This is a genomic window from Mesorhizobium sp. CNPSo 4688, assembly GCF_057784295.1.
In genome coordinates, this window is record NZ_JBWLUY010000010.1 from 169,954 (window position 1) to 190,955 (window position 21,002).

Here is a 21,002-nt window from a genome sequence, read left to right on the forward strand (position 1 = left end):
GTTTTCCGTCCGGAATTGCGTCGGAACAAAGAGATGGAACGGGTGCACCGTTCTAGAGCCCTACCACCCACGGCCCTGTATAGATGGCTGACATGACCGCTGACCCAGCACGCATGGACCTGAAGGGCGTTCGCCAGGGCGCCGCAATGGCGGCCGTGCGTGTCGTGCGCCGGCTGCGCGAAGCCGGCGACTGGCAGCGCGAGATGCACACCATCCTGGAGACGCTGTGCGTCGCCATGCACTGCCAGCGCGGCATTCTGTTCAGGCTGCGCGAATTGCCCGGCCAGGGTTTTGCCCAGTCGGTCGCCGCCTACTGGATCGACCCGCGCTTCGGCGGCGAGTTGGCCTCGCCGACAGTGATCATGCAATCGATCGTCGACAACGACCCGCTGCTGGAGCGGGTTGCGGAGGACGAACGGCAAGGCAAGATCTTCGCCGGCCACACGCGCAACCTCGACGGTTTTCTCAGGACCGATTTCGAAAAGCAGCACATCAAATCGTTCCTGTCGGTGTCGGTGTTCGCCCACGGCCATCTGTGGGGGACGCTTGCGGTCAATGACTGCGTCAATGAGCGTGAGTGGACCGATGAGGAAGAGGCGGCGCTGCACATCATCGCGCTGGCCATCGGTGACGCCATCGAGCGGTCGCCGTCGGATGCCCATGCCAGCGAAGTCATCCGCCGCACCATGCTGCAGGCCTCGCTCGACGCCATCATCGTCATCGACGAGACCGGCTCGATCATCGAATTCAATCCGGCCGCCGAAAAGATGTTCGGCTTCCAGCGCAGCGACATCCTCGGCAAGGATCTGCTCGATACGGTGGTGCCGGAATATTATCGCAAGGGCTACGTGTCGGGGGCCGAATACATGTCTGGCCGCGGCGCGCCGATGGTCGGACAGCGGCTGGAGACGGTGACCCAGAATGCCGCCGGCGAGGTTTTTCCGATCGAATTGACCGCGACCGAGATGCGGGTTGCCGACCGCCGCCTCATCTTCGGCTCGATCCGCGACCTGCGTGACAAACTGCGCGCCGAGGAAGAGATCAACCGCCAACGCGAGAAACTGCACCAGAACGAGAAGATGGCGGCGATGGGTTCGCTGCTGGCCGGCGTTTCGCACGAGCTCAACAACCCGCTCGCCGTGGTCGTCGCGCAGTCGACGCTGCTGCACGAATTCGCCACCGACCCGCAGACCAAGGTACGCGCCGAAAAAGTGCGCGCCGCCGCCGAGCGCTGCGGCCGCATCGTCAAGAGCTTCCTGTCGATGGTGCGCCTGCACCCGGCGGCCCAGGCCGAGACCGATCTCAACCAGGTGATCCGCGCGGCACTTGAGGTGACAGCCTATGGCGCGCGCTCGAGCGGCATCATCATCGACACCGATTTCGCACCAGGCCCGCTGCTGGCGATGGCCGATGCCGACCATGTGACGCAGGTGGCCGCCAATTTCCTGATCAACTCCCAGCACGCTCTGGCCGGCATTGGCGGCGACCGCCTGATCAAGGTGCGGACGTTCCGCAGCGACCGCGGCAATCCCGGCTTTTCGGTCGAGGACAATGGACCGGGCATTCCCGAGGCGATCCGCGGCCGCATCTTCGAATCCTATTTCACCACCAAGCCGGTTGGCGTCGGCACCGGCATCGGCCTGTCGATCTCGAAGTCGATCATCGAGCGGCACAATGGCAATGTCTGGTTCGAGGAGGTGCTGCCGCGCGGCGCGCGCTTTGTCGTCCAGCTGCCGGCGATCAACAGCGGTGCGGCCACGGTCGGCGACAGCCCGGCCCGTTCGAGCGGCTTGCGCCATGCGCTGATCATCGACGACGAACCCGACGTCGCCGGCTCGCTCTCCGACATTCTGGAATTGATGGGCATCAAGTCGCGCATCGTGCCGGCCTGGACGTCCGCGGCCGCAACCCTGATTGGCCACATGCCACCCGACATCGTCTTTTCCGACCTGCGCATGCCCGGCATCAGCGGCATTTCCATCTACCGCGAGCTGTTGGCCGAGCAATCGGCGCTCGCCAAACGCTTCGTGCTGGTCACCGGCGACCTGATCGGCGCTAAGGCCGAGATCGAAGCCTTGCCGGCGCAGCAGCGGCCGCAGATTCTGGAAAAGCCCTTCTCGACGCTCGACGTCCGCGGTGTCCTCTCAGCAATCGCCGACCAGGTCGCCGCCGCCGGCTGATTCTTTCCAGGTTGGACCGAGGGTCAGCCGAGATTCAGGTCAGGCCGAGTCGAGAATGGCGGCTTCCGAGAACCGGAGCGGAGCCCCATCCGCAGGCCGGCCTCACCTATCGCCTGACCCAGAAAAAAGAGGCTCCCGACCGGCAGGGCGGCGGGAGCCAAGAAAGAGCGCGGGAGGAAGCGCTCGGGAGGTTCAAAAAACGTTGGGTGTCGTGGTCAGCGGCGCGGCGTTGGCGATCATGCGGATGGCACGCGCTCTGTGCACGCCGGACTGGGCGGCGATGACGCGCAGGCACTCCGCGCTCTCGGCGCCCCAGGCCTGGCCCTTGCAGGCAAAATCGATTTCCGGCACCGGCAGCCGGGCGGTCTTGATGGTGGTCGGCGCGCCATCGACGACATTGGCCGGCGGGTTGAGCGAAGCGAAGGCCGGACCGGAAGTCGGCGTCAGGAACAGGACGGCAAGCGCGCAGGCGCCCAGCATCGAGAACATCACGACCGGATGGTCGCTGGCGCGCTGGCGCAGTGCCAGTTTGGCGCGCCGTTCATTCCTGGCGATCTTGGCTTTCGTATACATATTGCTCCCCTTCGATTTCTTATGAAACGAATTTAAACGCGCCTGGTAACGGGCGAATGATGCGTTTGGCTTGCCCGCGTAACAGGTTTGAAACAAGAAATTCGGGCATATCCGGGCAAATCCGGTCATGTGCCGACGGCAGGGTTCGTTTGCGGTGCTGTTTCATGCGCACAATCAAAACGTTGACGACAGGCGGGCCGTGAACGCAGCAAAGCCTACTGCTGGCCAGTCAAACTATGAACAAGCTCACACTGCGGACTGAATTTGCGACGGCAGGCATTTTTTCATCTCCGGACAGGGCCGCTTTTTCGGTCCGGCGCGTCCAAATCCGTATGCGAGACGGCCATTTCACGACCTGGGCTAACGCCCGGATTTTCCGGGATTTTCTTCAATAGAGCCGGCTCCGAGCTGGCTCGACTACACCATTGAGAAACCTCCTGATTTCCACAAACCATTGCATTTCAATGCAAAATGTGATTTTATTGAATGAGTATTCAACAAAAAAAGAGCTTTCTATGAACCCGCACCTCCGTGACGTGGCGATCCCCAATGATTGGGACCGGCGGGGCCTGCCAGGCTGGGCTTATCACTCCGACGCGCTTCTCGAACTCGAGAAGGAATACGTCTTCCGCAACCATTGGCAGATCGCCGGCCATGTCTCCGACGTGCCGAATGCCGGCGACTATCTGACCATGGACGTGGTCGGCGAGCGCGCGCTGATCGTGCGCGGCAAGGACGGCGTCGTGCGCGCCTTCAACAATATGTGCCGGCATCGCGGCAGCCGCGTCGTCGCCGACAGCCAGGGCACCTGCAAGAACGCGCTGGTCTGCCCGTTCCATGGCTGGGTCTACAATCTCGACGGCACGCTGCGCGGCGCCGCCCGCCCGCGCTCCTTCCCCGAACTCGACAAGACCGAATTCGGCCTGATGCCGCTCGACCTCGAAATCTGGATGGGTTTCATCTTCATCCGCTTCCGCAAAGGCGGCCCGCAACCTTCGGTGGCCGAACTGCTGAAGCCTATCGAAGCAGAGATGGCTCATTACAATGTGGCCGAGATGGTGCCGTCCTGGGGAATCTGGACGCAGAAGACGCCGGTCAACTGGAAGTCGGTGCGCGACGTCGACAATGAAGGCTACCACGTCGCCATGGCGCATCCGGCGCTGCAGGATCTCTACGGCGCGACCTATTTCGACGAGCCGTTCATCAACGGCGTGTCGCGCTCATTCGCCACCTACAATCCGCATGCGGGACGGCGCTGGAGCGTGCGCGAGTACATCAAGCTCACGCCCGACGCGTCGCATCTGCCGGAGCATCTGCGCAGGGCCTGGATCTATTACGGCATCTTCCCCAACAACGCGCTGTCGATCATGCCGGAATCGGTGCAGTTCTATCAGGAGTTCCCGCTGTCGACCGGCGAGACGCTGCTGCGCGGCGCTATCTATCGCTACCCCGACGAGACGCGCGAACAGGCCGCGGCCCGCTACCTCGCCTACCGCATCGACCGCGACACCATGAACGAGGATGTGCAGCTTTCCGTCTGGTCGAACGAGTCCATGATTTCAGACGCCTTCGAGGGTTTTTATCTCTCCGACCTCGAATATGGCGTGCGCACCCACCACGACCATCTGCGCAAGCAGATCCCGGTTCTGGGCCTGGAGACGGCACCTGAGGAAAAGGACATGTGGAACCTCAACGAGGCCATGCGGTCGCAGGTTTAGGGCTTTTTCCCTTCTCCCCGTTTCACGGGGAGAAGGTGCCCGAAGGGCGGATGAGGGGCAGCGCCATCATCTCGCTATTGGTTGCGGAACCCTAACCTCGACAAGCGCCTGCGCCAAAATCTCGCAAGCCGGCGCCGCCCCTCACCTGCCTGCCGGCATCCTCTCCCCGTAGAACGGGGCGAGGAACGCTATCACCCCTGCCAAACGCCCTCTTTCCTCAGATCATCCATCGTCCGCGAAATGCCCTCGCGCAGGATCGCCACCATGTCGTCGATCTGCGCGCGCGTAATGATCAGCGGCGGCGACATCACGCACATGTTGATCAGCGGCCGCACCAAAAGGCCGAGTTCATGGCAGTGCGCGTCGATGCGTTTGCCGACATCCTTGTCGAGCTGCAGCGGGTCCTTGCTTTCGCGGTCGGCGACGCATTCGACGCAGCCCATCAGCCCCATGCCGCGGACTTCGCCGACCAGCGGCAGTTCCTCAAGCGTCTTCAGCTGCGCCTGGAAATAGGGCGCGACCTCGCGCGTATGGGCAAGCACGCTGTCTTCGAGGATGTCCAGGTTCTTCAGCGCCACCGCACAACCGATCGGATGGCTGGTATAGGTCAGGCCGTGGCCGAACAGCGCGTCGGGATGGTTGGAGCGGCGCATGTCCTGGAGCAGCCGCTCCGAGATGATGACGCCGCCGAGCGGGAAATAGCCTGAGGTGACGCCCTTGGCGAAGGTGATCATGTCGGGGTCGATGCCGAACACGTCGCCGGAGGCAAAGACATGGCCGAGCCGGCCGAAGCCGGTCACCACCTCGTCGGAGACATAGAGGATGTCATTGTCCCTGCAGATCTCGCGGATGCGCTTGAGATAGCCGTCCGGCGGCACGACGACGCCGCCCGATGCCTGCACCGGCTCGCCGACGAAAGCGCCGATCTTCTCAGCGCCGACACGGGCGACCGTGTCGCGGAACTGATCGACCAGGAAATCGGTGAAGACGGCGATATCAGTGCCTTTCGGCCGCCGGAACGGGTCGGGCGAGGACAGTTTGACCACCAGATCGTCGGCGCCGTCCATCCAGTCGCGGTCGCGCGGCCGGCCGTTGAGCGAGGCCGACAGATAGGTCGAGCCGTGATAGGCGCCGCCGCGGCTGAGGATCAGCTTCTTTTCCGGGCGCCCACGCACATTGTTGTAGAACTGCATGAAACGCAGCGCCGTCTCGACAGCCGACGAACCGCCAGTGGTGAAGAAGGTATGGCTGAGATCGCCCGGTGCATGATCGGCAATGCGCTTGGCGAGTTCGGCCGAGGGAGCATTCATCGTGTACCAGGGCGTGTTGTAGGACAGCATCATCGCCTGGTCGTACATCACCCGGGCCAGTTCCTCGCGGCGATGACCGATATTGATGCACCACATTCCGGCAGGTCCGTCGATCAGCCGCTTGCCTGTCACATCGGTGATGTAGATGCCGTCGCCTTCGCCGATCAGCGCACGCGCTTCATTGCCGACCGAGCCGGCATAAGGCCAGGGCTGGACAAGATGGCGCTTGGCGAGCTCGACCGCGTCGCCGTCGCCAGCCATCTCCATCGCTCTTAGGTCTCTTGCAGCCGCCATCATTGCCTCGCAGGTCTGGAGCGTCATTTTCGCCGGACAGGAAACGAAGCGCCAAGCGTTGAAAAGCAAGCTTTCTTCACTTCATTTTGAATGTCCGTTCAATCAATATTACAGAAATAGCGCTTGATTTCAATCCACGGATGCGCTCATGATGAAAGAAAGCCGGCAAGCTTGGAGCGCGACCAGAAAATCGCGCTCCGAAAAAATTGGGAACAGGCAGCCGGCCCGGTCAATGGGAGTCGCATGGCGGGACAGTTCGAGCCAGCAACCGAGATCACGCCCGGAGCGCTGCAATGACAGCGGCTGCCGAACGGTCGCCCGCGTTCGGCATAACGCGGGCCAGGCGAAACGCCCTTCTGCAGTCCGAATCCGTTCAGGGCTTTGCCCTGATCAGCCCGACCTTCGTCTACGCTTTGATCCTGCTTGTGCTGCCGATCCTGGTGGTGCTCGCCCATTCGTTCTGGACGCAGCACTACCTCACCATCGACCGCACTTTCACACTGGAAAACTACCGCATCGCGCTGACCGAGCCGATCTACCGCGATCTCCTCTGGCGCTCGCTCTACATCTCGCTGACGGTGAGCTTCTTTACCGTCACCCTCGCCTATCCGATCGCCTATTTCATTTCCTTCCACGGCGGCCGCCACAAGAGCCTGTGGCTGTTCCTGATCACCATCCCGTTCTGGACCAGCTATCTCCTGCGCGTGATGTCGTGGAAGGTGATCCTCGGCTATAATGGCGTGCTCAATTCCGGTCTGATGGGCCTCGGCATCATTGACGAACCGTCGACGGCACTGCTCTACAATTCCAGCGCCGTCATCATCACGCTGACCCATGCCTGGGCGGCCTTCGCCATCCTGCCGATCTTCGTCTCGCTGGAAAAGGTCGACCGCACGCTGGTCGAAGCGGCCACCGATCTCGGCGACGGCCCGCTGCGCTCCTTCCTGCGGGTGACGCTGCCGCTGTCGGCGCCGGGCGTCATTTCGGCGGCACTCATCGTCATGATCCCGACCGTCGGCGATTACGTCACCCCGAAGCTGGTCGGCGGCAAGGACGGCGTGATGATCGCCAATGCCATCCAGGCGCAGTTCGGCAAGGCCGCCAACTGGCCGCTCGGCGCCGCACTGTCGGTGACCACCATGCTGGTGGTGTCGCTGATGGCGGGCGCCACGGTGCTCATCATCCGCGCCATTCAGAGGCTGGCGCGATGACGGCGATGCGACGCTTTTTTGCCGGCGGCTGGCTGACCGCCTACGCCTTCCTCTACATCGTCTTTCTCTATCTGCCCGTGATCTTCCTGCCGATCTTCTCGATCAACACCGCGCCGACGCCGAAGTTTCCCCTCACCGGCTATACGCTGAAATGGTACGAAGACCTGCCCAAGACGCCGGCACTGCTTGATGCCGCCTGGAACAGCCTGATCGTCGGTGTCTCGGCCTCGGTGCTGGCGACGCTCCTCGGTATCCTCGCCGCCCGTTCCATCACCCGCTACCGCTATCCCGGCCGCCGCACCATCAACGGCCTGATCATGGCGCCGCTGGTGCTGCCGGAAATCATCCTCGCCATCTCCATGCTGCTGGTCATGCTGCAGTTGGGCCTCAGCCTGTCGCTGTTCACCGTCGTGCTCGGCCATGTCCTGATCTGCATTCCCTATTCGATGACGGTGCTGACCGCAGGCTTCGAGGGCTTCGACCGCAGCCTGGAAGAAGCCTCCGCCGATCTCGGCGAAAGCGCCTTCGGCACCTTCCGTCGGGTGACGCTGCCGATGGTGGCACCGGCGATCATTTCCAGCCTGCTCGTCTGCTTCACCATCTCGCTCGACGAGTTCGTCATCGCCTTCTTTTTGACCGGCACCGAGACGACGCTGCCGATCTATATCTGGGGCCAGCTGCGCTTCGCCGCCAAGCTGCCGGGTGTGCTGGCGCTGGGGACACTGCTTTTGGTTGCCTCTTTTGTCTTGATGACCGTTGCCGAAATTCTGCGCCGCCGTGCGGCCAGGCGCACCCAAAGCGAGGGAGGCCTCTATGCCTGAGCCAACCCAGGCCGAACGGCCCCAAGAGGATCGAACAAAATCCGACCGACCGATGATCGAGATCCGCAGCGTCACCCGCAGCTACGGCGCCTTCAAGGCGCTCGACGACGCGACACTGACCATCCGGGAAGGCGAGTTCTTTTCGCTGCTCGGTCCCTCGGGTTGCGGCAAGACAACGCTGCTGCGCATGATTGCCGGTTTCGACAACCCGACCAGCGGCTCGATCTCAGTCGGCGGCCAGTCGATGGAAGGCATTCCGGCCAACCGCCGGCCGACCAACATGGTGTTCCAGAGCTACGCCATCTTCCCGCATCTCAATGTCGAGCAGAACGTCGCCTATGGGCTGAAACGGCTGAAGCTGGGTGCGGTTGAGGAAAAGCGCCGCGTCGAGGAGGCGCTGGCGCAGGTATCGCTGACGGGTCTCGGCAAGCGCCTCGCCACCGAGCTTTCCGGCGGCCAGCGCCAGCGCGTGGCGCTCGCCCGCGCGCTGGTGATGCGGCCCAAGGTGCTGCTGCTCGACGAGCCACTGTCGGCACTGGACAAGAAGCTGCGCGAGCAGATGCAGGTCGAGCTGCGCCGGCTACAGCAGGCGGTCGGCATCACCTTCGTGCTGGTTACCCACGACCAGTATGAGGCGCTGGCAATGTCCGACCGCATCGCCGTGATGTTCGGCGGCAAGATCGCCCAGGTCGCCTCGCCCAAGGAAATCTACCAGCGGCCGGTCAACCGCCAGGTCGCCGACTTCCTCGGCGGCATGAACTTCGTCAAGGCTGAGATCGTCGAGGAGAATGCCGCCTCGCTGGTCGTCGACACGCTGGGCTTCGGCCGCGTCAGGACCGACAAGCCAAAAGCTTTCGTACGCAATGGCGGCGGCGCCACGCTGGGCATCAGGCCGGAGCGCCTGCGCGTGCTGTGGGACAATGCGACGGCGAAATTCGAGGTCGCCGGCAAGGTGGTCGAACGCCATTATTTCGGCGAGATTACCCATCTGATCGTTGAGATACCGGGCCTGGAAAAGCCGCTGTCGGTGACCGAGACCAATGATTTCGGCGCCGACGATATCCCCGTCGGCACCTCGATCCGCCTTGCCTACGACCCCGAGGCTTTGGTGGCCATGGCGGACTGAAGCGCCGCCAAAATCTCCTTCGCGGCGATGCGTCCCATCACGATCGCACCTTCGATATAGCCCGGAAATGACGGCGACAGTTCCGATGATGCGAAATGGACAGGAGCTGCGCCGGCACGGATCGTGCGTTCGGCATCCCGTGCCGTCACATCGACAATGAGGTCGCTATAGGCGCCGCCGCTCCAGCGGTCCTGGATCCAGTCGCGCTGGCTGAAATCGACAATGTCGGCCGCTTCCGGACCAAGGGCGCTCACCAGCCTTGCCGTTACTTCCGCGAGCAGCGCAGCATCGTCCAGTGGGCGCCAGCGCAGTGCCAGCGGTCCGCCGACGAAGACGACCAGTGCGGCGTGGTCGATATCCTTGCTTGCGTCACAGGCGAACAGGCCCGGCAAATCGCGCCACATCACCATGCCGCACAGATCGCGATCCCGCCAGAACGGCTTGGCATAGCGCACCAGGATCTTGATCACCGCACCGCTTTCCCAGACGCCGAGCGCCTTGCCGAGAGCTTGCGGCAAGGCCGGCGCGAAATCCAGCTTCGCGGCCGTCGCCGGCGGCAGCGCGACCAGCACTTTTCGCGCTTCGATGGCGCTGCTTGCCGAGACGATACGAATCCCGTGCGGCCCGTGCTCGATGTGCGTCACCGGTTCGTTGAGCCGCACCCGATCGCCGAGATCGCTGGCAACATCCTCGGCCAGCGACTGCATGGTCTCGCGCAGCGAATATTGCAATTCCGGCACCTCGTTGGTGATGCGCCGGTCGTTGTCGATCAGGTGCCACAGCGGCACCTTGTCCATCGCCAGGCACCACAGGCCTTCGATCATCGACCGGAAAGCCGTCTTGGCGTCAGTGGGATCAGGCTGATGTTCGAGCCAGGTGGCAACACTCATGCCGGCGATCGCAGGGTCGTCCGGCTCGATCGCGTTCATCCGCTCGCGGATCGCCATCGCGCCGTAATAGGTCCGCTCGGCCTGTTCGACCGACAGTGACGGATGGGTGATGAAATCGCCATCCCCATAGGTCTCGACGAAGGCCTTGCCGCGGGCCGCCGCCAGCGCCGTCACCTCCGGCATGTCTTCGCAGAAAAACTGACCGCCGCTGTCGATCCGTTCGCCAAGCCCGTTGCGAACCGCTTCGACCCTGCCGCCGACACGGTCGCGCGCTTCGAGCAGCACGAAATCGATGTCAGCCTGCTTCAGCACAAGCGCGGCCGACAGCCCGGTGAAACCGGCGCCGACGATGACGACGTCGGTTCTTTCGGTCTTGTCGCTCAATAGCCCGCCTTGATCTTCTCGAATTCGGTGACCATGCGCTGCTTGAGCTCTGGCGGCACCGGCTGTTGGAACAGCGTCTTGTCGAGGAACTTGTCGAGATTGTCGAAGCCGCGGTCGGTCAGCACCTGGTGGTCGATCGCCGCCATGCCGGCGCTGTTGCCGTGACCGTAACCGAAGGTCTTCACCAGATAGTCGGACACGGCATGCGCGTTGACCGCGCTCAGGAAATCATAGGCCTGGTCAAGCTTGCCCGGCGCGTCCTTCATCAGCACATAGCCGCACACCCAGGTCGAAATGCCTTCCTTGGTGTCGCGGTTCATGGCGATCGGCATGCCCTGGCCCTTGAGCGTCACGAAGGTTTCGTTCCAGCCCCAGACGAGGTCGACCTCATTACCGGTAAAGGCCTGGTTGAGATCGGTGTCGTCGGTCCAATAGAAGCGGACATTCTTGTGCACGTCGCGCAGGAAGGCGGACGCCTCCAGGAACTGCGCGTCGGTCATCTTGGTCCAGTCCTTGAGGCCGACGACCAGGCTTGCCAGCGCATAGGCATCGTCGACATTGTCGCCGATGGTGACGCGGCCCTTGAATTTAGGATCGGCGAAAATCCTCAGCGACTGCGCCTCCTCAGCCGTCACCTTGTCGGTGCGGTAGAGCAGCGAGGTGTTGCCCCAGTCGAACGGCATGAACCACGCCTTGCCGTCGGCGGTGACGGCAAGATCCTTCATCGCCATGATGCCGGGATTGAGATCTTTCCAGCCGGCAATGCGGCTGATGTCGAGCGGCTGTAGAATGCCGGCCGCGCGCCATTTGGCCACGCTTTGCGAGCAGGGGTGGGCGATGTCGGCTTTGAAGCCGGCCCGCATCTTCTCGAAGGCTTCGTCCTCGTCGCCGAAGAAAGCGAAAGTCGGCTCGGCACCGTATTTGGCGGCGTAGTCGGGATGCAGCAGCGGATCCTCATAGCCCGACCAGTCGAACACGACGAGGTCGCCACCGCCCTCGGCATAAGCCAGCACGGCGCCGGCGCCTACAGTTAAGGCAGCGGCAAGGGCAAGGCGGCGAAGCATGGAATTCATGATGTGAAACTCCCCCGTCGCAAGGATCTCAGGCGAGGTTAGGAGAATTCCCCGGTTTTGGCGAGCCTGCAAAAGCCGGCGCCGCCCCTCATTGTCCTGCCGGACATTTCTCCCCGTATAGCGACGGGGAGAAAGGGCTGACCGCATCCTCGGCACTATTTCTTGCAACGCTGGAGATTGGCGAAATCATCGATGACAGCATCCCTCTCCCCGTCACTATACGGGGAGAGGATGCCGGCAGGCAGGTGAGGGGCAGCACAAACGCTCGGAAAAGAAAACGAGCATTCAATATCTGGCCTTACGCACCTGCATCAAACGCACCAGCCCAGCTCAATAGCCCGCTTTGATCTTCTCGAACTCGGCGATCATTTTGAGCTTGAGGTCGGACGGCAGAGGCGACTGGAACAGCGTCTTGTCGACGAATTTCTGCACGTCGTCATAGCCCTTTTCCTTCAGGATCGCCTGGTCGACACCGGCCATGCCCTTGGCGTTGGCCTGTCCATAGCCCCAGTCCTTGACCAGTACCTTGGCCGTCTCCGGATCGTTGACGGCGTTCAGATAGTCATAAGCCTTGTCGATATTGCCGGGCGCGTCCTTGAACAGGACATAGCCACAGACCCAGGTCGAAATGCCTTCATCCGTGTCCTTCCTGGACTTGATGGGCACGCCGGCCGCCACGGACTGGACCGTCGCGTCGTTCCACGCCCAAGCGAGATCAACCTCGCCGCCGGAGAGGAGTTGCACGATATCGGTGGTGTCGGCCCAATAGGAGCGGACATTCTTGTGCACCTGGCGCAGGAAGTCGGATGCTTGTTTGAATTGGTCATCCGTCATCTTGGTCCAGTCCTTGAGACCGATGGCAAGGCTGGCCAGCGCATAGGCGTCGTCGACATTGTCGCCGATCGAGACCCGGCCCTTGAACTTGGGATCGGTGAAGGCCTTTAGCGACTGCACATCCTTCGCGTCGATCTTGTCGGAGTTATAGGTGAGCTGGGTGTTGCCCCAGTCCCAGGGCATGAACCAGGCCTTGCCATCCGGGGTGGTGGCCAGATCCTTCATCGCCATGATGCCGGGATTGAGGTCTTTCCAGCCGGCAATCTTCGACGTGTCGAGTGGCTGCAACAGGCCTGCCTCACGCCACTTTGTCACGCTCTGCGAGCAGGGATGGCCGAGATCGGCCTTGAAGCCGGAGCGCACCTTCTCGAAGGCTTCGTCCTCGTCGCCGAAGAAGGCGAAGGTCGGCGAGTCGCCGTTCTTCTCGACATATTTCGGGTGGAAGCTCGGATCCTCATAGCCGGACCAGTCGAATACAATCAGGTCTTTGTCGGCGGCAACAGCGAGCGCTGCAGCCGAAGCCGCAAGCGTTGCCGTCAGCGCCAATGTCAGCGTCAGGCGTCTGGTTAGTCTTTTCATTGCTGTTCCATCCTCTCTTGTCGTTGCGCCCGCCGGCTCGACTGGCCGGCTTCCGGTTATCCGTAGTGCTTGGGAAATGCCGCCGCGAGGAACGCATTCGCCGCCTGCAGGGCGGTCTCGCGCGTGGTGTCCTCGGTTCCCATCATCAGCCGCAGCCACAAGCCTTCCAGCATGGCCGACAGCGCCAGCGCCATCACCTGCGGCTCATAGCCGTAGCCGCCGCTCTGTTTGAGCGTCGCGCAAAGATCGATGAAGACCTGCTGGTAGTAAGCGTCGCGAGAACTGCTCAGCGCCTGATAGACCGGCCGTGACTTGGCCTCGCCCCAGAAAGCGAGCCAGGCGGCGAGCTTGCGCTTGTTGCAGATCGAGCGGTCGAAGTCGGCCCAAACCAGCACCTGCAATTGGCGGGCCGGATCATCACCGGCTTTCTGCAGGGCAGCACGCCAATGTGCCGAATACTCGTCATACATATACTGCAGCGTGGCGATCAGCAGCTTTTCCTTGCTCTCGAAATGAAAGTTGACGATGCCGCGCGACAGGCCAGCGCCATCGGCGACATCGGCCATTGTTGTCTCGGCGTAGCCGCGCTTGGCCAGCGAATCGATGGTCGCCTCGATCAGTTGCTGCTGCCTGACCTCCTTCGACGCCTTGCGGCCGCGTTTTTCCGGTTCGGTTTTTCCGGACGTGTCGGGGGACCGCTCTTCGCGCGCTGCAGCTTTCATCGGTGCCGTCATGCTCCACATTGCCGGCTATCCCACCATAGCCGGCTTCCACCCGCGAAGATGAGTGGGACGGTGCTCGCCACTGTCAAGCACCTTCTGCATGGCTTCCCAGGTCCGTATGTTCTTGTCGACATAGGCGGCCCCGACCGCGGCCGCCACGGTCCCGTAGAGCGGGCCTTTCAGCCTTTCCAGCTCGCCGCGCGCGACCTCGCGATACCAGGGATTGCGATCCTTGACCGCGACATCGGCAAAGCCGGCGCGCTGCATCGCTTGCGCATAGCGCGCCGGCGACGCCATGGCGAACGACAGGCCTTCAGCCGCGACATAGGCCTTCATCTCCGATGACGGCTCTCCGTCATGGCCAATCAACCAATCGGAGGCGGCAAAGACGCCGCCCGGTTTCAGGACGCGGAAAATCTCGGCAAACAGCGCGTCCTTGTCGGACACATGCAACAGCGCATCCTTGGAGAAGACGACATCGAACGAGCCATCGGTGAAAGGCAGCGACCCCGGCGGCGCCTGGACGAAACTGGTTCGGTCCGAAAACTGGCGCGCGGCAGCGCGCTTCCTGGCCGCCTCGATCACCGGACGCTCGATGTCGAAGCCGGTGGCGTGGGCGGCACCGTGGCGTTCGACCAGATGCAGCGCGATGCCGCCTGAGCCGCAGCCAATATCGAGGATGGTCTTGCCCTTCAGCGAGAGCCCTTCGATCACCCGGTCGACCTCATCAGGTCCGCCCGGCGACAGATAACCCTCGCCCCACAGTGCCTCGAGGAAACGGATGGCGGTGTCGTCATATTCCGGCTCGGCATCTGCTGCTTCGATCATCGAACCTCGGTCCCGTCATCCGAATTCAACACGTTCGATTGCCGGCAAAGCGTAGCGCATACCAGAGAAAACGCAAGACCATTTGTTGAACATTCATTCAATATGGCTGGACAAAATGGCGGCTGCCATGCCAAATTCCGCGCATTCGGGAACGAGATCGCGCAAAAATGAACGCGGATCGCAAGGGAACACTGAATGAAAGCTTGGGATGCGATCATCATCGGCGGCGGACACAATGGCCTGGTCAACGCCTGCTACCTGCAGCGCGCCGGGCTCGACGTGCTGGTGGTGGAGAAGAACGACTGGGTCGGCGGCGCCGCCACCAGCCGCGAGCTGACGCCGGGTTTCCTCTACTCCAACTGCTCCTATGTCTGCTCGCTGTTTCGCCCCGAGATCATGCGCGACCTCGAACTGCCGCGTTTCGGCCTGCAGGTCATCTCCTATGAGGGCGGCGCGGTGTTCACCCGCGACGGCGACTACCTCGCCAATTACCGCGACCATGATGCGCATCGGCGCGAATTTGCCCGCTTCTCCAAGCGCGACGCCGAAGCCTATGACCGCTATTCCCGCGACGTGACCCGGCAGTGCCGCTTCATCCAGCCGCTGCTGATGCGCACCGCGCCCGACCCGACCAGCCTCAAGCCGCGCGACCTCGGCGAACTTCTCTATCTCGGCAAGAAGTTCGCCGGCCTGTCGGCCGAGGAAATGGCGCTGACGCTGCGCTTCTGGACCATGTCGATCTCGGAATTCCTCGACGAATATTTCGAGACCGACGTCATCAAGGCGAACTTCGCTCTGTCCGGTATCATTGGCACCGCGCTCGGGCCGATGTCGCCCGGCACGGCTTACGTGCTGCTGCATCACTATATGGGCGAGGTCGACGGCTCGGTCGGCGCCTGGGGCTATGCGCGCGGCGGCATGGGCGCCGTCACCAAGGCGCTCGCCGCCTCGTTCAAGGCCAGCGGAGGCACCATCCGCACCGGCGCCGAGGTTGACCATGTGCTGGTCGGCAGGGGCAAGGCGAAGGGCGTGGTGCTGGCCGGCGGCGAGGAGATTTACGGCAAGCTCGTCGTCTCCAACGCCGACGTCAAACGCACCTTCCTGAACCTGGTCGAGGAGAAGGAACTGCCCGACATTTTCCTGCGCCGGGTGAAGAACTTCAAGATCCGCGGCTCGTCCGGCAAGGTCAACATTGCGCTGGATTCGCTGCCGGAATTTCCGGCTTTGCCGAAGGATTCGCCGGTCTATCGCGGCGACATGCATTTCACCGATTCGATGGAGCGCATGGAGCGCGCCTATGACGACTGGAAGGCCGGGCGCTGGTCGGCCGATCCGTTCCTCGACATGGTCATCCCGACGACGCTCGACCCGACCATGGCGCCACCCGGCAAGCACTTCATGAGCTGCTTCGTGCAATACGCGCCGCCCAAGGTGAACGGCCAAGACTGGACCGATGCCGACCGTGACGGCTTTGCGGAAAGCGTGGTTTCGCAGATCGCTGAATACTCGCCCGGCTTCCGCGATCGCATCGTGCACATGGAGGTGCGCACGCCGCGAGAGATCGAGGCCGAGGTCGGTCTCACCGAAGGCAACATTTTCCAGGGCGAACTGACCTTCGACCAGTTGCTGTTCAACCGCCCGGTGCCAGGTTACGCGCAGTATCGCTCGCCGATTGGCGGGCTCTATATGTGCGGCTCCTCGACCCATCCCGGCGGCGGCGTCATGGGTGCACCCGGCCGCAATGCGGCAGCTGAAATCCTGCGCGACCTCGCCAAGTCAACCTCGCATATGAGCCCGGCCCATGACGTCATTTGATGCAATCGTCATCGGCGGCGGCCATAACGGCCTTGTCGCTGCCGCCGCGCTGGCGAAGGCCGGCCGCAAGGTGCTGGTGCTGGAAGCCGCGGCCGAAGTCGGCGGCGCCGCGCGCACCGAGGAGTTTGCGCCGGGCTTTCGCGTATCCTCGATCGCCCATGTGCTCAACCGCCTGCATCCCGATGTGGTGAAGACGCTGGAGCTGGAAAAGCAAGGGCTGCAAATCGCACGCACCGACTTCATGCCGTCCGTTGCATTGTCGAAGGACGGCCCGCCGCTGATCTTGCATGGCGCCTATGGTGAGGTACTGACAGGCTCCACCCCGTCCGAGCAATCCGCCTGGAAAGAATTGCGCGCGCAGCTGTTGCGCTATGCCGGCATCTTGAAACCATTCCTGTCGCGACGCCCGCCGGATCTCAGCGGCATGTCGCTGCTTGAAACCGCAGCACTAGGCCAGACAGCCTTGGCGTTGAAAAAACTCGGCAAGGAAGACATGCGCGATTTCCTGCGCGTGCTCCTGATGAACGTCGCCGACCTGCTCGATGAGCAGCTAGCCGATATCAGGCTGAAGGGCCTGCTTGCGTTTGATGCGACGCTAGGCAGCCATCTCGGCCCGCGATCGCCGACCTCGCTGCTCGGCCTCTACTATAGGCTGGCAGGCGAGACCGACGGTGCGGCCGGCGCGCAGATGCTGCCGAAGGGCGGCATGGGCGCGGTCATCACCGCCATCAGGTCTGCGGCGGAGAAAGCCGGCGCCACCATCCGCACGGCAGCGCCGGTGGCCAAGATCATCGTCGAGAAAGGGCGCGCTGTCGGCATCGCGCTGGACAGCGGCGAGATGCTGCACGCCAGAACCATCGTCTCCGCCATCAATCCCGCCACCACCATGCTCGACCTCGTCGGGCCGCGCGATATCGACACCGGCTTTGTGCGCAAGGTGAAGAACATCCGCATGAAGGGCGATGCGGCCAAGCTCCATCTGGCGCTCGACCGGCCGCCGCAATTTTCCGGGGTCGACGCCGCCAGCCACAAAGGCCGCCTGGTCATCGCGCCCTCGCCCGACCATGTCGAACGCGCCTTCAACCCGTCGAAATACGGTGAGTTCTCAGCCGAACCGGTGATGGAAATCACTCTGCCCTCGCTCTCCGACCCGTCGCTCGCACCTGCTGGCGCCTGCGTGCTCTCGGCGGTGGTGCAATACGCGCCCTATGCGCTGAAAGAAGGTTGGGACGCCGGCAAACCAAAATTCCTTAGGGCTGTCATGGCGCAGCTCGAGCCTTATGCGCCAGGCATCGGCAAATCCGTCCTGCACGCCGAGCTTTTGACACCGGCCGACATAGAGGCGCGCAACCGCATGCCTGGCGGCCATTGGCACCATGGCGAATTGCAGGCCGATCAGATGCTGATGTCGCGACCGGTCTCCGGCTGGTCGGGCTACGACACACCGGTGGAAGGGCTGTTCCTCGCCGGCGCCGGCTCGCATCCCGGTGGCGGTGTTTCAGGTGCGCCGGGCTTGAATGCCGCGAAGCGCATTATTGCGATGAAGGGCTAGATCATGGCGCAAGCAACAAGGAAGAAGCCCGTCTCAAAAACCGCCGATGCAGCCACCTCTGCCCGCACCGCCGCGCAGTCGCATTTCCGCAACCTGCGTCTCGGCACGCCGTTCCAGCCGCGTATCGACGCGCTGGCCAGGACACAGGACTGGTACAATTGGGCCGGCTACCGCGCGCCGCATTCGCTGTGGGATGAGGAGCTCGAATATTTCGCCATTCGCAGCCAGGCGGCTTTGTTCGACATCTCGCCGATGACGAAATACCGCATAGAGGGGCCTGACGCCGAAGCCTTCCTTGATCGCGTCACGCTGCGCGATGTCACCAAGCTGAAACCCGGCCGCGTCCATTACACCGCCTGGTGCGACGACGAAGGTTTTGTGCTCGACGACGGCACTTTGTTCCGGCTGTCGCCGACCCGCTTCCGCCTGTGCTCGCAGGAACGGCACCTCCCCTGGCTGCTCGACAGCGCGATCGGCTTCGACGTGACGACCGAGGAAGAGACCGAAGCCGTTGCCGGTCTTGCCCTGCAAGGCCCGACCTCCTTCGCCGTGCTGCGCGATGCCGGCTTTGCCGGTGTCGAGAAACTCAAGATATTCGACCTCGCCGAGTTTCCGCATGATGGCGGCACCGTCACCATTTCCCGCACCGGCTTTACCGGCGATCTCGGCTACGAACTATTCGTACCGGCGGACAAGGCGCTGAGCCTGTGGGACCGGTTGATGGCGGCAGGCGAACTGCGCGGCATCCGCGCCATCGGCTATACCGCGCTCAACCGCGCCCGCCTCGAGGCAGGGCTGATCGTCGCCAATGCCGATTTCACCACCGCCGAGCATGCCATCCGCGCCGATCGTCTGCGCATGCCGGACGAGATCGGCCTCGGCTTCATGATCGATTTGGAGAAGGGCCATTTCAACGGCCGCCGCGCCATCCTGGAAGCCCGCGCCAAGCGCAAGCTGCGCCATGTGCTGGTCGGGCTGGAGATCGAGGGCAATATCCCGGCCGAACACGCCATCGTCTACCACAAGAAGCATCAGGAGGTCGGTCTGGTCAGCGCCGCCATGTGGTCGCCGATGGCCAAGCGCAACATCGCCATCGCCTCACTGGCGCGGCCCTACGGTGATACGATGGTGGAAGACCTCTGGGTCGAGATCTACGCCATGCGCGAGCTGCAGTACCAAAAGCTGATGAAGCGGGCCAAGGTGGTGGCGCGGTCGTTCATCAAGCTTGACCGCCGCACCGCCAATCCACCTGCGGACTTCTGACCATGGCTGACGAACCCGATGATGCGGCGGAAGCCGCCGAACAGTGGCAGCTGGTGAACACGCCGCTGGGCGAAAAATGGTCGGGCCGCACACGCTATGCCGCCGCCATGTACTTCTACAAGCGCGGCGAGATGAGCGCCGAAACGCTCGAGGTCTACCGCATCTGCGCGCGGCTGGATTCGGAGAACCCACTGACCATCATCCGGGATCGCGGCACCGGCAGGGACTGGCTGAAGCGTGTGGGTTTTGAATAAGCACCGCGCGTCAGGGCGCCTGCACGCCGCGACAGACTGCGGCGAGCTTGTTGCCGTCTGGATCGCGCACATACGCTGCATAGAAGTCCGGACTGTAGTGCAATCGTAGGCCTGGGGGACCTTCGCAGCGTCCTCCATTGGCGATGGCCGCAACATAAAAGTCGTCGACCTGTTTCCATGATCGCGCTCTGAACGCGACCATGCTGCCATTTCCTGTTGTCGCTGCCTGTTGGTCGAATGGCTTTCCGATCCAGAACGCCAGTTCGCGCACACCGCCGTCCTCGTAGGTGCCCCATCCAGCGGAAGTGCTGTCCCAGTCGGGATCGCCGGTGATGCAGCGTTCCATGCCCAGCGGCGCTAGCGCGGCATCATAGAACACTGTGGCCCGCTTCAGGTCATTTGTTCCGAAGTAGACATATGTGAGCATGGCGCACCCACTTCACCCTATGGTTCTTTCCAGCACGCTCAGCCAGTTCCGATAGGCGATCTTCTCGATCAGCGCGCGCCCGAAACCGCGCGCGGCGAGCGCATCTATCAGCTTCGGCAGGCCGGCGACGTCGCCGATGACCGCCGGGATCATGGCGCCGTCGAAATCCGAACCAAGGCCGACGCCATCCTCGCCCAGCGCCTGCAGCAGCGAGTCGACATGCCGCACCATGATGTCGAGGCTGGTGTCGGAATTCATCCGCCCGTCCTCGCGCAGGAAGCCGGTGGCGAAATTCAGCCCGACCATGCCGCCGGTCTCGCGGATGGCGCCGAGCTGCCAGTCGGTCAGATTGCGCGAATGGGTGCAGAGCGCATGCACGTTCGAATGCGTGGCGACCAGCGGTGCGTCGCTGAGGGCTGCGACATCGCGAAAGCCTTTCTCGTTGAGATGCGAGAGGTCGATCATGATCTTCAGCTGATTGCAGGCCTTGACCAGTGCCTTGCCGGCGTCGGTCAGTCCCGGACCAGTGTCGGGCGACGACGGAAAGCGGAACGGCACGCCATGGCCGAAGGCGTTGGGCCGGCTCCAGACAATGCCGAGCGAGCGCAGGCCGGCTTCATAGAGCACGTCGAGCAGCGTGAGCTCGGGGTCTATCGCCTCGACGCCTTCGATGTGGAACACCGCCGCGATCGAATCTTTCGCCATCGCCGCGCGAATGTCACCAGCGCTGCGGCAGACGGTCAGCGCTCCCGCCCGCTCCAGCCGAAACAGGATCGAAGCCATGCCAATGGTGGACGTCAGCGCGTCAGCGCGCGGCAGCTCCGGCGGCAACGGCTCGTTGTCGCTCGGCGCCGGCGGCACCGCTGGGCGCTTGGCCTTCTCGACCGGCGGCGGGAAGATCGCGAACATGCCGCCGGCAAAGCCACCCTTCTTGGCGCGCGGCAGATCGATATGGCCGCCCTGCGTCCCCTCGATGAACAGCTTTTCGACATCCGTGTCCTTCGACTGGTAAAGTCGCAGCAGCGTGTCGTTGTGGCCGTCGAAGACGGGTACGAGATCGGATTCGGTCATCAGGAAGCCATTCGGTCAGTTGGCAGGAGCGGACGAACCGCAGCGAACTGTGTACTTAGGCAAGAAGGCCAAACTGC

18 protein-coding genes are annotated in these 21,002 nt (G+C 62.9%); 9 read left to right on the forward strand and 9 right to left on the reverse strand.

Annotated elements, in window-relative coordinates:
- Positions 1 to 92 precede the first annotated feature (92 nt).
- Positions 93 to 2,180 (forward strand): hybrid sensor histidine kinase/response regulator, encoded by a 2,088-nt coding sequence (locus AC04SH_RS20570; RefSeq protein WP_488576417.1) that lies wholly within the window; start codon positions 93 to 95, stop codon positions 2,178 to 2,180.
- A 192-nt stretch (positions 2,181 to 2,372) separates the two neighbouring features.
- Here the strand turns inward: AC04SH_RS20570 and AC04SH_RS20575 are convergent, their stop codons facing one another.
- The gene (locus AC04SH_RS20575) at positions 2,373 to 2,753 is read right to left on the reverse strand and encodes a hypothetical protein (RefSeq protein ID WP_488576418.1); all 381 of its coding nucleotides are present in this window, start codon (positions 2,751 to 2,753) and stop codon (positions 2,373 to 2,375) included.
- A 515-nt stretch (positions 2,754 to 3,268) separates the two neighbouring features.
- Here AC04SH_RS20575 and AC04SH_RS20580 point away from each other — a divergent pair.
- The gene (locus AC04SH_RS20580; RefSeq protein WP_488576419.1) at positions 3,269 to 4,471 is read left to right on the forward strand and encodes an aromatic ring-hydroxylating oxygenase subunit alpha; all 1,203 of its coding nucleotides are present in this window, start codon (positions 3,269 to 3,271) and stop codon (positions 4,469 to 4,471) included.
- Between the two features lie 191 nt (positions 4,472 to 4,662).
- On the opposite strand, the gene AC04SH_RS20585 is transcribed toward AC04SH_RS20580, so the two are convergent.
- Positions 4,663 to 6,075 (reverse strand): aminotransferase, encoded by a 1,413-nt coding sequence (locus AC04SH_RS20585; RefSeq protein ID WP_488576420.1) that lies wholly within the window; start codon positions 6,073 to 6,075, stop codon positions 4,663 to 4,665.
- Between the two features lie 293 nt (positions 6,076 to 6,368).
- Between AC04SH_RS20585 and AC04SH_RS20590 the strand changes: the two genes are divergently transcribed.
- The 3 genes from AC04SH_RS20590 to AC04SH_RS20600 are packed head-to-tail and all read left to right on the forward strand — an operon-like array spanning position 6,369 to position 9,233.
- Positions 6,369 to 7,286: an ABC transporter permease gene (locus tag AC04SH_RS20590; protein ID WP_488576421.1), complete on the forward strand. Its 918-nt coding sequence runs from the start codon at positions 6,369 to 6,371 to the stop codon at positions 7,284 to 7,286.
- The gene (locus AC04SH_RS20595) at positions 7,283 to 8,107 is read left to right on the forward strand and encodes an ABC transporter permease (protein ID WP_488576422.1); all 825 of its coding nucleotides are present in this window, start codon (positions 7,283 to 7,285) and stop codon (positions 8,105 to 8,107) included. The genes AC04SH_RS20590 and AC04SH_RS20595 overlap by 4 nt, the downstream gene beginning before the upstream one ends.
- 52 nt (positions 8,108 to 8,159) lie before the next feature.
- On the forward strand, positions 8,160 to 9,233 hold the full coding sequence (locus AC04SH_RS20600) for an ABC transporter ATP-binding protein (protein WP_488576534.1): 1,074 nt from the start codon (positions 8,160 to 8,162) through the stop codon (positions 9,231 to 9,233).
- Here AC04SH_RS20600 and AC04SH_RS20605 read toward each other — a convergent pair.
- The 5 genes from AC04SH_RS20605 to AC04SH_RS20625 all read right to left on the reverse strand — a co-directional run bounded on the left by AC04SH_RS20605 (position 9,197) and on the right by AC04SH_RS20625 (position 14,543).
- Positions 9,197 to 10,507, reverse strand: coding sequence for a flavin monoamine oxidase family protein (locus AC04SH_RS20605; protein WP_488576423.1), 1,311 nt, complete (start codon positions 10,505 to 10,507; stop codon positions 9,197 to 9,199). The genes AC04SH_RS20600 and AC04SH_RS20605 overlap by 37 nt on opposite strands.
- Positions 10,504 to 11,580, reverse strand: coding sequence for an extracellular solute-binding protein (locus tag AC04SH_RS20610; protein ID WP_488576424.1), 1,077 nt, complete (start codon positions 11,578 to 11,580; stop codon positions 10,504 to 10,506). The genes AC04SH_RS20605 and AC04SH_RS20610 overlap by 4 nt, the downstream gene beginning before the upstream one ends.
- Before the next feature lie 330 nt (positions 11,581 to 11,910).
- Complete coding sequence (locus tag AC04SH_RS20615) at positions 11,911 to 12,993, reverse strand: ABC transporter substrate-binding protein (protein WP_488576425.1); 1,083 nt, start codon at positions 12,991 to 12,993, stop codon at positions 11,911 to 11,913.
- A 56-nt stretch (positions 12,994 to 13,049) separates the two neighbouring features.
- Positions 13,050 to 13,715 carry a transcriptional regulator BetI gene (betI, locus tag AC04SH_RS20620; protein ID WP_488576426.1) on the reverse strand — a complete coding sequence of 222 codons (666 nt, stop codon included), beginning with the start codon at positions 13,713 to 13,715 and terminating at the stop codon, positions 13,050 to 13,052.
- A 27-nt stretch (positions 13,716 to 13,742) separates the two neighbouring features.
- Positions 13,743 to 14,543, reverse strand: a complete 801-nt coding sequence (locus AC04SH_RS20625) for a class I SAM-dependent methyltransferase (RefSeq protein WP_488576427.1) — start codon at positions 14,541 to 14,543, stop codon at positions 13,743 to 13,745.
- A 195-nt stretch (positions 14,544 to 14,738) separates the two neighbouring features.
- Between AC04SH_RS20625 and AC04SH_RS20630 the strand changes: the two genes are divergently transcribed.
- Genes AC04SH_RS20630 through AC04SH_RS20645 form a run of 4 tightly spaced genes read left to right on the forward strand, consistent with a single transcriptional unit; the run spans position 14,739 to position 19,427 of the window.
- On the forward strand, positions 14,739 to 16,358 hold the full coding sequence (locus AC04SH_RS20630; RefSeq protein WP_488576428.1) for a phytoene desaturase family protein: 1,620 nt from the start codon (positions 14,739 to 14,741) through the stop codon (positions 16,356 to 16,358).
- Positions 16,345 to 17,910: a phytoene desaturase family protein gene (locus AC04SH_RS20635; protein ID WP_488576429.1), complete on the forward strand. Its 1,566-nt coding sequence runs from the start codon at positions 16,345 to 16,347 to the stop codon at positions 17,908 to 17,910. Before AC04SH_RS20630 ends, AC04SH_RS20635 begins: the two co-directional genes overlap by 14 nt.
- Positions 17,911 to 17,913: 3 nt before the next feature.
- Entirely contained in the window at positions 17,914 to 19,173 is a 1,260-nt protein-coding gene (locus tag AC04SH_RS20640) for an aminomethyl transferase family protein (protein WP_488576430.1), read from the forward strand.
- 2 nt (positions 19,174 to 19,175) lie between these two features.
- Complete coding sequence (locus AC04SH_RS20645) at positions 19,176 to 19,427, forward strand: hypothetical protein (RefSeq protein WP_488576431.1); 252 nt, start codon at positions 19,176 to 19,178, stop codon at positions 19,425 to 19,427.
- A gap of 10 nt (positions 19,428 to 19,437) precedes the next feature.
- Here the strand turns inward: AC04SH_RS20645 and AC04SH_RS20650 are convergent, their stop codons facing one another.
- Positions 19,438 to 19,854, reverse strand: a complete 417-nt coding sequence (locus AC04SH_RS20650; protein WP_488576432.1) for a VOC family protein — start codon at positions 19,852 to 19,854, stop codon at positions 19,438 to 19,440.
- A 12-nt stretch (positions 19,855 to 19,866) separates the two neighbouring features.
- Positions 19,867 to 20,925: a dipeptidase gene (locus AC04SH_RS20655; RefSeq protein ID WP_488576433.1), complete on the reverse strand. Its 1,059-nt coding sequence runs from the start codon at positions 20,923 to 20,925 to the stop codon at positions 19,867 to 19,869.
- Positions 20,926 to 21,002 lie beyond the last annotated feature (77 nt).

What these genes read in the sequence shown, in the direction of transcription:
- AC04SH_RS20595 (WP_488576422.1), top strand. Translation starts at nt 7,283, where the DNA reads ATGACGGCGATGCGACGCTTTTTTGCCGGCGGCTGGCTGACCGCCTAC.
- AC04SH_RS20610 (WP_488576424.1), bottom strand. Translation starts at nt 11,580, where the DNA reads ATGAATTCCATGCTTCGCCGCCTTGCCCTTGCCGCTGCCTTAACTGTA.
- AC04SH_RS20645 (WP_488576431.1), top strand. Translation starts at nt 19,176, where the DNA reads ATGGCTGACGAACCCGATGATGCGGCGGAAGCCGCCGAACAGTGGCAG.
- AC04SH_RS20650 (WP_488576432.1), bottom strand. Translation starts at nt 19,854, where the DNA reads ATGCTCACATATGTCTACTTCGGAACAAATGACCTGAAGCGGGCCACA.
- betI (WP_488576426.1), bottom strand. Translation starts at nt 13,715, where the DNA reads ATGAAAGCTGCAGCGCGCGAAGAGCGGTCCCCCGACACGTCCGGAAAA.
- AC04SH_RS20580 (WP_488576419.1), top strand. Translation starts at nt 3,269, where the DNA reads ATGAACCCGCACCTCCGTGACGTGGCGATCCCCAATGATTGGGACCGG.
- AC04SH_RS20590 (WP_488576421.1), top strand. Translation starts at nt 6,369, where the DNA reads ATGACAGCGGCTGCCGAACGGTCGCCCGCGTTCGGCATAACGCGGGCC.
- AC04SH_RS20655 (WP_488576433.1), bottom strand. Translation starts at nt 20,925, where the DNA reads ATGACCGAATCCGATCTCGTACCCGTCTTCGACGGCCACAACGACACG.
- AC04SH_RS20630 (WP_488576428.1), top strand. Translation starts at nt 14,739, where the DNA reads ATGAAAGCTTGGGATGCGATCATCATCGGCGGCGGACACAATGGCCTG.
- AC04SH_RS20640 (WP_488576430.1), top strand. Translation starts at nt 17,914, where the DNA reads ATGGCGCAAGCAACAAGGAAGAAGCCCGTCTCAAAAACCGCCGATGCA.
- AC04SH_RS20600 (WP_488576534.1), top strand. Translation starts at nt 8,160, where the DNA reads ATGATCGAGATCCGCAGCGTCACCCGCAGCTACGGCGCCTTCAAGGCG.
- AC04SH_RS20615 (WP_488576425.1), bottom strand. Translation starts at nt 12,993, where the DNA reads ATGAAAAGACTAACCAGACGCCTGACGCTGACATTGGCGCTGACGGCA.
- AC04SH_RS20625 (WP_488576427.1), bottom strand. Translation starts at nt 14,543, where the DNA reads ATGATCGAAGCAGCAGATGCCGAGCCGGAATATGACGACACCGCCATC.
- AC04SH_RS20570 (WP_488576417.1), top strand. Translation starts at nt 93, where the DNA reads ATGACCGCTGACCCAGCACGCATGGACCTGAAGGGCGTTCGCCAGGGC.
- AC04SH_RS20575 (WP_488576418.1), bottom strand. Translation starts at nt 2,753, where the DNA reads ATGTATACGAAAGCCAAGATCGCCAGGAATGAACGGCGCGCCAAACTG.
- AC04SH_RS20585 (WP_488576420.1), bottom strand. Translation starts at nt 6,075, where the DNA reads ATGGCGGCTGCAAGAGACCTAAGAGCGATGGAGATGGCTGGCGACGGC.
- AC04SH_RS20635 (WP_488576429.1), top strand. Translation starts at nt 16,345, where the DNA reads ATGACGTCATTTGATGCAATCGTCATCGGCGGCGGCCATAACGGCCTT.